Annotated in this window: 9 protein-coding genes and 1 pseudogene; 5 read left to right on the forward strand and 5 right to left on the reverse strand. The window is 39.6% G+C overall.

The window, feature by feature from the left end:
• Positions 1–321: 321 nt before the first annotated feature.
• Together AC0KVP_RS12275 and AC0KVP_RS12280 are read right to left on the reverse strand one after the other, a co-directional pair.
• Positions 322–2040, reverse strand: a complete 1719-nt coding sequence (locus AC0KVP_RS12275) for a GMC oxidoreductase (protein ID WP_473336970.1) — start codon at positions 2038–2040, stop codon at positions 322–324.
• A 50-nt stretch (positions 2041–2090) separates the two neighbouring features.
• Positions 2091–3536 carry a coniferyl aldehyde dehydrogenase gene (locus tag AC0KVP_RS12280; RefSeq protein WP_005399985.1) on the reverse strand — a complete coding sequence of 482 codons (1446 nt, stop codon included), beginning with the start codon at positions 3534–3536 and terminating at the stop codon, positions 2091–2093.
• A gap of 153 nt (positions 3537–3689) precedes the next feature.
• Here AC0KVP_RS12280 and AC0KVP_RS12285 point away from each other — a divergent pair, with 153 nt between their 5' ends.
• Positions 3690–4709, forward strand: a complete 1020-nt coding sequence (locus AC0KVP_RS12285; RefSeq protein ID WP_005399986.1) for an AraC family transcriptional regulator — start codon at positions 3690–3692, stop codon at positions 4707–4709.
• A 30-nt stretch (positions 4710–4739) separates the two neighbouring features.
• Here the strand turns inward: AC0KVP_RS12285 and AC0KVP_RS12290 are convergent.
• Positions 4740–4856 (reverse strand): annotated as a pseudogene (locus AC0KVP_RS12290) (IS5/IS1182 family transposase); the annotation flags it as partial.
• A gap of 754 nt (positions 4857–5610) precedes the next feature.
• Between AC0KVP_RS12290 and AC0KVP_RS12295 the strand changes: the two are divergent.
• On the forward strand, positions 5611–6855 hold the full coding sequence (locus tag AC0KVP_RS12295; protein ID WP_473336973.1) for an OmpP1/FadL family transporter: 1245 nt from the start codon (positions 5611–5613) through the stop codon (positions 6853–6855).
• A gap of 329 nt (positions 6856–7184) precedes the next feature.
• A complete protein-coding gene (locus AC0KVP_RS12300; RefSeq protein ID WP_473336975.1) occupies positions 7185–8366 on the forward strand; it encodes an OmpP1/FadL family transporter in 1182 nt (393 codons plus the stop codon).
• Positions 8367–8444: 78 nt separating this feature from the next.
• Here AC0KVP_RS12300 and thrH read toward each other — a convergent pair whose 3' ends face one another.
• Positions 8445–9062, reverse strand: coding sequence for a bifunctional phosphoserine phosphatase/homoserine phosphotransferase ThrH (gene thrH / locus AC0KVP_RS12305; protein ID WP_473336978.1), 618 nt, complete (start codon positions 9060–9062; stop codon positions 8445–8447).
• A 202-nt stretch (positions 9063–9264) separates the two neighbouring features.
• Between thrH and AC0KVP_RS12310 the strand changes: the two genes are divergently transcribed.
• Both AC0KVP_RS12310 and AC0KVP_RS12315 read left to right on the forward strand, forming a co-directional pair.
• Positions 9265–9999, forward strand: coding sequence for a phosphoadenylyl-sulfate reductase (locus tag AC0KVP_RS12310; protein ID WP_473336981.1), 735 nt, complete (start codon positions 9265–9267; stop codon positions 9997–9999).
• Between the two features lie 161 nt (positions 10000–10160).
• On the forward strand, positions 10161–11540 hold the full coding sequence (locus AC0KVP_RS12315) for a WS/DGAT/MGAT family O-acyltransferase (protein WP_178896256.1): 1380 nt from the start codon (positions 10161–10163) through the stop codon (positions 11538–11540).
• 63 nt (positions 11541–11603) lie between these two features.
• Here AC0KVP_RS12315 and AC0KVP_RS12320 read toward each other — a convergent pair whose 3' ends face one another.
• The gene (locus tag AC0KVP_RS12320; protein WP_162841312.1) at positions 11604–11777 is read right to left on the reverse strand and encodes a PA1571 family protein; all 174 of its coding nucleotides are present in this window, start codon (positions 11775–11777) and stop codon (positions 11604–11606) included.
• Between the last annotated feature and the right edge of the window lie 86 nt (positions 11778–11863).

Consider the following 11863-nt stretch of genomic DNA (forward strand, 5'->3'; position numbering starts at 1 on the left):
CAGTCATGATTACTTTGATCTTAGTTATTATTTTGATTTTACTAGTCATATTTTATAACAAGAAAAAATAAACTATGGCTTTTGGGTTTATGAATAGACTCAATAATGCCCCCCAATTACTCATTGATCGGTAAAAAGGTAAGACAGCTTTTCGCTCTCTTCTTAGCTTAGGAATTTCTGAATTATAGCCCATAAAATCAGCAACGCCCTCTAACGCTGTCATACAGCTTTAGAGGGCTAATGATCTCAAGATTGTATTGCTTCGGCTGTCAAATTTGCCTTATTAGGCACCATCACTAGCCCAAACCATATCCACTTTTTTTAAGCACTGCTTAATGCACTGGCTAAATCACCAGTACCCTTCAAATCAGACACCTGTCCCTCCAAAGGCTGACTAAATTCAATACGCTGAATCTTTGCTGCCCGCTCTGCGGAGAACACTGGGATTTGACTCATCGCAAATTCAGACAGTGCGGTAATGGTTAGTGAGGGATTCACACCTAAATTTCCAGGTACAATCGAACCATCTAATACGCGTAAATTTTGATAACCAAAGACTTGACCAGTGAAGTCCACAACGCCATTCGACTTGTCATTGCCCATCGCGACACCACTCATAATATGTGCTGTCGTTGGCGTTCCCAGTAAAATTTCGGTGAGTGCAGAACCTGGTTCTCCACCTAACTTTTGTGCAATCATTTTAGTGGCTTCTTCAGCCGCTGGGAATGAAACGGTGAGTGGCGTGTCCCCTTCTTTTTGCACGGCAGTGATACTATTCTGGAATAATCGATACCACTTTCTACGCCATTCAAAATGAATGAATGCTTCAGATTTTTGCATCACCAATAAAATGATAGAGTCTTTGGCTTTATCCTTATAACGCAGTACTTTAAAGGTTTTTAAGGGATGCAACAGTGTATTGAACACAAACTTCATAAAGCGTATAAAGCCCTGACCAGTCACCATCGGCACATATGGAATATAAATCCATGAAGCATCCGCACCTTCAGGGAAACGCGTGACCTCGATATTGGTATCTGCATCGACTGAAATAAAGGAGCTGATTGCCACCCCATCATCCAGTTTTTTTCCTGTGTTGTTTACTGTGGTCAGGGTTTCCGAATTCGTCCGAACTTCCTGTCCCAGCAATGAAGAAATATTGGGTAAAGTCTTATGCTGATCACGCATTTTTAACAACATCGGTACCGTACCCATCACCCCTGCAGATAACACTACCCCACGACTGTGCAAACTATACTGACGAACTTGTTTCCCAAGGGTTTCTTTGACTATTACTTCGTAACCTGCGCTACCATCTTCATTCAGTGGTTTAATTTTCACCACTTCTGAACTTGGACGAATTTCAACGCCATTACGCTCAGCAAAATACAGGTAATTTTTCATGAGGGTATTTTTTGCATTGTTGCGACACCCCAACATACAAGCACCACAATAAATACAGGAGTTACGATCTGGCCCATCTCCATTAAAATACGGGTCTTTCGCTAATTGACCTTCCTGACCAGCTGCTTGCGAAAAGAATACCCCTGTGTTGACCGTTTTAAAAGAGTCTGCATATCCAATTTCACTCGCAACTTCTTTTAACGTGTCATCTGCAATATTGGTATAAGTATTATTCGCTGTACCCAACATACGTTGAGCGAGACCATAAAACGGCTTTAAGGTTTCTTTCCAGTCTTTACGAATCTTGGTCCACGCCTCGGACTCAAAAACAGCATCAGGTGGAATTAAATGTACATTGGCATAAATTTGTGAGCCCCCACCAACGCCTACCCCGTGCAAAATGGTGGTTTTACTGGTGAAAGTAAATTGCATCGTACCTCTGAATCCCAGTTCAGGACGCCACAAATAGTTTTTGGTGTCTAAATTGGTGGTTGGAAAATCCTTATCTTCACGGCGTAAGCCTTTCTCCAAAATCAGGACTTTATAGCCTTTTTCACTAAGGCGTAAAGCACTGACCGATCCACCAAAGCCTGAGCCAATCACAATTTGATCATAATCAAAATCTATTTTATTCATCCTATTAACTCCTTTAATAGTTTTATTTTTCTGTTTTTAAATTTAAGCGCTTATGACTTCATCCGAATCAATAAATTCAACAGCCAATTGGCAAATTTTCCGTAAGGCGGCGCGAGAAACTTCAAGCTTGAAAAACCCGCCTGATAAAACACAGGACGCATTTTGGAAAAAGTCAAAAAGCCTTCATAGCCATGATAGTGCCCCATCCCGCTGGCACCGACTCCACCAAATGGTAAGTCATGCTGCCCGACATGAAATAAGGCATCATTGACCGAAACCCCGCCCGACATAACTCTGCTGATATAAAATTCGACTAAGCTTTTGTTATTGCTAAATGGATAAAAGGCCAATGGACGATCACGCTGAACAATATAGTCAACAACATCTTCAGGCTTTTGGTAGGTTTTGACCATCAAGATCGGGCCAAAGGTTTCACGCGTATCAATTTCCATCTCATCATTACTGTTCAACACCAAAGTCAGTGGAAATTTTCGTGTCGCAGCATCAGGCTCTTGCTGATTTAAATTAATTAAACTAGCCCCTTTGGCTTCAGCATCTGCCAAGCTATGTACTAAGCGCTGAAATGCACGCTCATCAATCACAGAAGTATAATCTTTGCTATGAATATCAGGCACATGTTCCTGCACCCAAACTGATGCCGCTTGAATAAACGCTTGTAACCTCGACTCATGTACAAATAAATAATCGACATTGGTACAAATTTGTCCCGCATTAAACTGTTTCACAAACATAATGCGTTCTACAGCTTTCTCAATAGGGTATTCAGGGTCAATCACCGCAGGAGATTTACCACCCAGTTCCAGAGTCACAGGGGTTAAGTTTTGTGCTGCAGCAGCCATGACTTTACGCCCTGTCGCACCAGAACCAGTAAACATCAGGTGGTCAAACGGCAATTTTGAAAATGCGATACCCACTTCACCAGTCTCATCGAAAATCTGTAATTTTTCCGCTTTAAAATATTTGGGGCTTAACTCAATCAGCAATTCAGCCAAATGTCTTGAATTTTCAGACATTTTAACCATAGCCGTATTTCCCGCAGCAAACACGGCCGACAACTGTGAAAACATCAAATTGATGGGAAAATTCCACGGCACAATAATTCCAATCACCCCCAGTGGCTGAGGAATTACGCGGTTCTTCGCACCAAAATACAAGCTATGATCGACATGTCTTTTTTGTACTTTAGTCCACTGTTTCAAGTGTTTGATGCTGCCGTTAATATCATCTGTGACCGTAATAATTTCTGCCAGTAAGGTTTCATGACGTGAACGATTGCCATAATCGCGATTCAGGGCTTCAATAATTGCTTCACGGTGATCGTTAATCAGTGCTTTTAAATTCAGTAAATGTTGCTTACGTTGCGCAATCGTTTCAATGCCTTGTTGATGAAAGCTTTTGCGCTGCAATTGAAAACAATCGTGTAATGTCTGTTCTATCACTGTTTGCTCGATATGAGGCTGAACCGTAAGTTGCATATGCTTTTCCTTTCACGGCTAAAAATGGTGATTCAATACTTCTTTTCTATGTTGATTGAGACAATCTCTTATCCTACTTTAACAAATGACTTGAATTATGCTTGACTTTTTAGGACACTAAATTGATCTTTTAGGACAACACGGAATGTTGTAATGGGAAGTTATATTCGTGCAGCCAGCCTCGGCGGTTTTGAAGACTTAGTCCGTAGTTATGGCGTAAACCCTATAGAAATCTTGAAAGAGATCGGGATTTTACCTGCTTTACTCCGTGATCCAGATTCATTTATTCATTATGATCATTATTTAAATTTATTGGAAAAAGCGGCCTTAGCTTGTCAGGATGATTGCTTCGGTTTAAAACTCGGTGCACTCCAAAATATTAGCACAATCGGTTTGATTGGCGTCTATATGTCCCGACAAATGACCATACTTGAAGCCTTAAGCGTGGCGCAAAAATATGTCTATTTACATGCTGAAGGCATTGTCTTCCACGTCTCGCAACATAATGCTCTGCTCTGTAAGCTGAACTTTGTGCGTTTAAGTGAATACAACACCGATGTACCACAAAAATCACAACTGGCCATTTGCCTTGTCGCGAATATTTTAAAAGATTTGATTGGCCCGCAGTGGCATGCAGAAAAAATTTGCTTCAAGCAAAAAGCACCACAAAAAGGTGCTCAAACTTTCCAAGCACATTTTTCATGTCAGGTAGAGTTTGAAACCGATGAAGATGCACTTTATTTTCCTGCAAGCTTTTTAAGCTATAAACCCTATAATTTTAATGAAGATGCCATCAATCAGCTGATCGTACAGCAGCTTGAAACACAAAGCAGCACCAAAACTGAAGACAATACCGCACTGATAGAGAGTTCAGTCCGCATGCTGATGGCGACAGGAGACTGCAGCATTGAAAATATCGCACTCTGTATGGGCATGCATCCGAAAAAGCTTCAGCGCGCTTTAAAAATGCAAGGAACAAGCTATCGAGATATACTCGAAAATGTCCGAAAAAAAGAAGCACTGCGTATGCTTGATGCAGGCAATGTGAATTTGACGGATATTGCTCTACAGTTGGGCTATGCAGAGTTATCTATTTTTAGTCGCAACTTTAAAAGTTGGTTTGGCGTTCCTCCAACCGAGTTAAGAGACAAAAGTCGAAGCCATATTGTATGACTTCTGGTTTTGCTACTTTGTTCAATAATGAGCATACCTCTGAGTTTCAAGATCAAACCAAATGGCAATATTTCCACGATTAATGAGAACTCGGTTATATGAGGAGCAATTGCTTGTACGGTCAATTTTAGGTGCTGGCTTCTTCATTCGGAAATTATATTGCTAAAGATGGCTTTAAGAATAGGTTTGTACAACAAAGCCCATCCTTCTAATCATTTATGGTTCACAGTAGAGCGATAGCGAACTAAAACTCTAACTTTTTTAATAAATTATGCTTTTAACGGTATAACAAAATTACAGCTTAATTTAAGCCAAGATTGAGTGCTGATTACACCGCTTAATGACCATCTGTCTTCACTCATCTGTATTTAAAGCTAAAGGTTTTTTGCTCTTAATATTTGATTCAACTTTTATATGTTTTTTTATAACACAACGCAATATATCCGCAACAATTATCATTGCTGCTGTAGACCATATTAATCATGTAAAAACAATAGCTCGATCTTCTAAATAAAAATAATCGATAAATGATCTACAAAATATGGTTTTGTATTATAAAACAGCAAAGAAAAATAGTGATAAGCATCACAAAAAAGATTTATTACCACACTTAATTGAGTAATTTTTAACCAAAAAATAAATTTTATATTTCAAATTATATATTTATATTTTTCATTAACTTAGGTTGTATAAATGTATATTTTTAGTATAAAAACTCTATTGTGATTACTTTTTGAACTGATTAGTTATATCTAGAGTATTTACTCTTATTTTAATTGTGCTATTTTTGTGACACGGAGTAACAAATGATTTCGGTTAACCGACTTCTCCAAAAGCCAAAAAACATAAACACAAAATGAGCAACAAACATTTGCATTTGCACCTCAAGGAAAGACGTAGAATGAAATTAAAGACATTAACGACAGCAATGATTTTAGCAACTGTACCAATGACCGGGGCATTTGCCGCTGCTCTAGATCGTTCAGGTCAGTCAATCTCTGCATTCTTGCAACCTGGTAACTATTTTGAAGCAGGTATTTCTGTATTAGATCCAGATGTATCTGGGAAGGCTATTTCAACTGCAGGTGGCGGCAATCTTTCTGACATGGGAGATGACTACTACTTCCCCTCAGCTGCTCTTAAATTACAAGTAACAGACCATTTTTCATTTGGTCTGATTTATGACCAACCATTTGGTGCGGAAGCTGCATACTCAACAAGTGACCCACTTGTCGGTCTCAATACAGGTTTATTTCACTTAAACGGTGAAGCAACTGAAGTTGAAGTTGACACACAAAGTTTGTCTATGATTTTTGGTTTCCAGCCAAATGAAAATTTCAACATCTATGCTGGTCCTGTTTATCAAACAATTAAAGGCAATGTTCAATTACGTGGTGCTGCATATGGTTCAGCTAATGGCCTCGGCTTATATAATGCTGATTTAGATGAAGATGGTGCAGTTGGCTGGTTAGCTGGCTTTGCTTATCAAATTCCTGAAATTGCCTTAAAAACATCAATCACTTATCGCTCTGAAATTGACCACAAAGCATCTGCTCACGAATATGGTCAAAGTAACGTATTAGCTTTTGTTGGCAGTAGCCCTGTTTACGATGTAGCAACAGACGCAAATATTACAACTCCCCAATCTGTTAACCTTGATTTCCAAACAGGGATCATGGCAAATACAGTTGCCTTTGCAAATGTACGCTGGGTGAATTGGAAAGACTTTTCTATTGACCTAAAACAATTCGGAACTGTTGCAGATACTCTAGGTGCGTTAGGCCAGACTCCAGACAATCCAAATGGCTTTGATATTGTTGGCTATACTGATGACCAATGGTCAGCAAACGTAGGTGTGGGCCGCAAATTTAATGACCTATGGGCTGGTAACGTTTCTGTAGGTTGGGACTCTGGTGCCGGCAATCCTATATCAACTCTTGGGCCAACTGAAGGCTACTGGAATGTGGGCTTAGGACTTCAATATAGTCCAACACCTGCAACCTTTATCGCTGGTGGTGTAAAATACTTCTGGTTAGGCGATGCAAAAGCGCAAGTCGCATCTAACTTTGGATCTGATACTTACGTTGCAGAATTTAATGATAATGATGCTTTAGCTTATGGTTTAAAAATCGGTTACAAGTTCTAATTATTAATGCTGAAAAAACCATCTGCAAAGATGGTTTTTTCATTTTCAACAATGACATCTACGCTCTTTTTTATACACTTGTGATTAATTTGGCTAACAAATAAACACTTAAACATTTTGCATAATATTCAATCAACCACTCAGCATCTAAAAATAAATCTATATAAATCATAAAATTAATATTTTTTTTTAGTGTTTTTACTCTACACAAGTACAATTTTTAACTTTTCAGTTCATTTTACAACCGTAGTTGAGCATTTACTCTTTTTGTATTTATGTTACTTTTCGTGCCAATCACTTACATAAAGCTACAACAAGGAATGTTCCCTATGAAGCTTACAGCTCTTCGCTCGGCTATTTTGCTCAGCTTAATCCCAACAACTTCAGTATTTGCTGCAGGTCTTGATCGCTCAGGTCAATCTATTCTGCCATTTCTACAATCTGGAAATTATGCAGAAGCATCGATTAGTGTGCTCGACCCAAGTGTAAGTGGCAAAAGCAACAACGGCGCAACTGTTACTGACATGGCGGATGACTATTATTTCCCATCTGCTGCACTTAAAGTTCAAGCAACCGACCATTTTTCTTTCGGTTTACTTTATGACCAACCTTATGGTGCCGACTCACAATATTCACCAGATCTAGGCGCTTTTGGTGATGGTACTGAAGGAACAAGTGTAAAAGTACGCACCAATAATCTTTCATTAATTGTAGGTTACCAACCAACCGAAAACTGGAACATCTACGCAGGTCCTGTTTACCAAACAGTTAAAGGTAATGTATCTTTACGCGGTACAGCCTACTCATTACTTTCTGGCTACAACATTGACCTAAAAGAAGGTGATGCATTTGGTTGGTTAGCTGGTGCAGCTTACCAAATCCCTGAAATTGCACTAAAAGCAGCGATCACGTATCGCTCTGAAATTAAACATGAATTAGATACTACAGAAACTTCAAATGTTTATATTCCACCAAACTATTTACCAACATTACCAAGCGGAATCGATTTACGCTCTATTAGTAGCCAAACTGAGGTAGTAACACCTCAATCGGTTAATCTTGATTTTCAAACAGGTATTGCAAAAGATACTTTAGCTTTTGCCAATGTACGTTGGGTACATTGGGATCAGTTTGCCGTAAGCCCAGCAGCTTTAGCAAGTGCTAGTAAACTCGCTAAAGGTAAAGCTCAGAATTTAATTGACTACTCAGATGATCAAATTTCTGCAACCGTTGGTGTAGGTCATAAATTTACTAGCAAATGGTCTGGTTCTGCATCTGTAGGTTGGGATTCTGGTGCAGGTAACCCTGTAACCACTTTAGGCCCTGTTGAAGGCTTCTGGAGCGTAGGTTTAGGTGGACAATACAGCCCAGCTGAGAACTATTTCTTACAAGCGGGTGTAAAATACTTCTGGTTGGGTGATGCAAAAGCTCAAACTGGGGGTACAGTTGCTGGCGACTTCAGCGATAATGATGCTATCGCTTATGGTCTAAAATTTGGTTATAAATTCTAAAACGTAGCACTATATCCAACAAAAAAGGCGTATCTATTGAGATGCGCCTTTTTGTTTTCGTAGATATAGCTGTTTGTTTTAAGCAGGAATATCACGAACTGAAGCATTACGAATTGCCTCTTTTAAAGCTTCATAACCATGAATTGCAGGGAATTGTGGGAATTCTTTAATCACATTTTCTGGTGCATCAAACAAAAAGCCTTTATCCGCTTCACCCAGCATAGTGGTGTCATTATAAGAATCACCTGCGGCGATCACACGGTAATTTAGTCCATGCAATCCTTTAACTGCTTGACGTTTTTGGTCAGGTTGGCGCAGCTTATACGCTGTAATCATACCCTTTTCATCAGTTTCTAACTTATGGCAAAAAATTGTTGGCCAGCCCAGTTGCTTCATTAAAGGATGGGCAAATTCGTAGAAAGTATCTGATAAAATAATCAACTGAAAGTGTGTGCGCAACCATTCAACAAATTCTTTTGCCCCTGGAAATGGGCCCATCTCTGCAATGACTTCTTGAATATCATTTAAACCTAAACCATGTTCTTTTAATATGTTCAAACGCTGTGTCATGAGCACATCATAATCAGGAATATCACGTGTGGTTGCTTCAAGCGCTTTAATGCCTGTTTTTTTAGCAAAGTTAATCCAAATCTCTGGAACTAACACCCCTTCTAGATCAAGGCAAACAACTTCCATGAATACTCCCTTTTATTTACGTGGAAAAATTTTGAACTATCATAGCTTAATATTTGTCTAATGCATTGCTGTTTTTTAAATCTATTTTTTTCATAAGCATTTATTTTTTAGTGATAAGTGGCTTATTTCAACTCTATTAAAATACGCAGCAAATAACGTAATATAGGTCTTGTTAGATTCCAAGCCTATTGCCAGGATACTCATGACAACCATTCCAACTATTGATCTTGTTGATGCTCTCGCAGCTGAATATGCTGATAAATCTCCAAGTGAAATTTTAGCACTCGCACTAAATCAAACGGGTGAAATTGCCATCTCGTTTTCAGGTGCAGAAGATGTCGTACTTATTGATATGGCTGCTAACTTAGGTAAACCCTTTCGTGTCTTTAGCTTAGACACTGGACGTTTACATGCAGAAACCTATCAATTTATCGAGACTGTACGTAAACACTACAACATTAATATCGAAATTTGCTTCCCAGAAGCAGATGCAGTTCAACAATTGGTCAATGAAAAAGGTTTATTCAGCTTTTATCAAGATGATCATAAAGAGTGTTGTGGTATCCGTAAAGTTCAGCCTTTACGTAAAAAATTAGCGACTTTAGATGGTTGGATTACGGGTCAACGTAAAGACCAAAGCCCAGGCACACGAACTGAGATTCCAGTTGTTCAAGCAGATGCGGGCTTTTCAGGTGAAGGCAAACAGTTGATTAAATACAATCCTCTTGCCAACTGGTCCAGTGCCGATGTGTGGAGCTACATCCGCATGATGGAAGTGCCTTATAACCCATTACATGAACACGGTTTTATTTCTATCGGCTGTGAACCATGTACACGTCCAGTGTTACCAAACCAACATGAACGTGAAGGACGTTGGTGGTGGGAGGAAGCGACACACAAAGAATGTGGCCTGCATGCAGGTAATTTGAAAAAGTAAAGACTAAAACCACTGCTTCGCAGTGGTTTTTCGCAACCAATGGATACACACAAAGCGCTCCCATTGTTAAAAAAAATCGATATACTAGCTTTAAGTTCTATAATTCTAACAAGATTGCTCACATAGGAGCGGTCAGATATTGCAGTGAGGCAATCCAGACTATGCGTCCATTACATCCGATTGACTTTATTTTTTTATCGCTTGAAAAACGCCAGCAACCCATGCATGTCGGTGGATTATTCTTATTCCAAATCCCTGAAAATGCACCTGCCAGCTTCATTCAAAATTTAGTTGCAGATATTCGTAACTCCAAATCTATTCCTATTCCTCCATTTAACAACAAACTCAACGGTTTATTTTGGGATGAAGATGAAGAGTTTGATCTTGATCACCATTTTCGTCATATCGCACTCCCACAACCGGGGCGTATTCTTGAACTGCTCACCTACATTTCACAGGAACACAGTAGTTTAATTGACCGCGCTAAACCGTTATGGACCTGTCATATTATTGAAGGCATTGAAGGGAATCGTTTTGCCATGTACTTCAAAATTCACCATGCGATGGTGGATGGTATTGCGGGTATGCGTTTGGTGGAAAAATCATTATCACAAGATCCAAACGCAAAGAGTATTGTGCCACCATGGTGTGTTGAAGGCCCTCGTGCGAAGCGTTTAAAAGAACCGAATGTTAGTCGCTTTAAGAAAATAATGAATGGCGTAATGGGCCAGCTTGAGTCCACACCGCGTGTCATGTATGAATTGTCACAAACCGTCATGAAAGACATGGGACGTAATCCTGATTATGTTTCAAGCTTCCAAGCACCCAGCTCTATTCTTAACCAGCGGGTTAGCTCCTCCCGCCGTTTTGCAGCACAGTCTTTTGAGTTTGACCGTTTACGTCATATTTCTAAAAGTTTGGGTGTCACGATTAATGACATCGTACTGGCGATTTGTTCAGGTGCCTTGCGTGAATATTTATTGTCCCAAGACGCACTTCCTAAAAAGCCTTTAATAGCCATGGTACCTGCCTCGGTTCGCGATGATGATTCGTCTATGTCGAATCGTATCACCATGATTTTGGCAAATTTAGGCACGCATAAAGAGGATCCTTTAGAGCGCCTTGCAATTGTTCGTCGCAGTGTGCAAAATGCCAAAGAAAAGTTCAAACGCATGAACTCAAACCAAATTTTGAACTATAGTGCGTTTGTTTATAGTGCGGCTGGACTCAACATTGCCTCAGGCTTACTGCCTAAGCGCCAAGCGTTTAATCTAGTGATTTCAAATGTTCCTGGCCCACGTGAACCATTGTATTGGAACGGGGCACGACTCGATGCGCTATACCCTGCCTCAATCATTTTGGATGGTCAGGCACTCAACATCACTATGACCAGTTATTTAGATAAACTTGAAGTTGGTTTGACGGCTTGTCGAAATGCGCTGCCGAAGATGCAGAATCTACTCACGCACTTAGAAGAAGAGATTCAACGCTTTGAAGCGATTGTGGGGGTCGAAGGCCCAAAGCTGCAAGCGGTCAGTTGATGCCGCAAAACGAATCAGAAACACAAGAATAATCAATAAAACTAAGGGGCTTCGATAAGCCCCTTAGTTTTTAATGCTACGACATTGTTTTAATAATTGATGACACGCAGTACGAATCATGGCAGTTGTAATTTGAACTTCTTTACCCTGATCATCCACGATATACGCATTATGCGTTACTTTCGCATCTAATAAATGTTTCAAACTAGGTTGAATAATTGCTTCTCTAACACCCATATCACACCTCATTTGCTAAACCTATTTGGGAGAATAAGCTTTGGCTATTTCCGTGTTTCTAGTATTAAAAATCTAAGATCGAAAGT

The sequence above is a fragment of the Acinetobacter sp. DL27 genome (genome assembly GCF_055810995.1).

Coding starts and splice junctions, on each gene's coding strand:
- AC0KVP_RS12300 (WP_473336975.1), top strand. CDS start 7,185: ATGAAGCTTACAGCTCTTCGCTCGGCTATTTTGCTCAGCTTAATCCCA.
- AC0KVP_RS12280 (WP_005399985.1), bottom strand. CDS start 3,536: ATGCAACTTACGGTTCAGCCTCATATCGAGCAAACAGTGATAGAACAG.
- AC0KVP_RS12310 (WP_473336981.1), top strand. CDS start 9,265: ATGACAACCATTCCAACTATTGATCTTGTTGATGCTCTCGCAGCTGAA.
- AC0KVP_RS12285 (WP_005399986.1), top strand. CDS start 3,690: ATGGGAAGTTATATTCGTGCAGCCAGCCTCGGCGGTTTTGAAGACTTA.
- AC0KVP_RS12275 (WP_473336970.1), bottom strand. CDS start 2,040: ATGAATAAAATAGATTTTGATTATGATCAAATTGTGATTGGCTCAGGC.
- AC0KVP_RS12320 (WP_162841312.1), bottom strand. CDS start 11,777: ATGGGTGTTAGAGAAGCAATTATTCAACCTAGTTTGAAACATTTATTA.
- AC0KVP_RS12295 (WP_473336973.1), top strand. CDS start 5,611: ATGAAATTAAAGACATTAACGACAGCAATGATTTTAGCAACTGTACCA.
- AC0KVP_RS12315 (WP_178896256.1), top strand. CDS start 10,161: ATGCGTCCATTACATCCGATTGACTTTATTTTTTTATCGCTTGAAAAA.
- thrH (WP_473336978.1), bottom strand. CDS start 9,062: ATGGAAGTTGTTTGCCTTGATCTAGAAGGGGTGTTAGTTCCAGAGATT.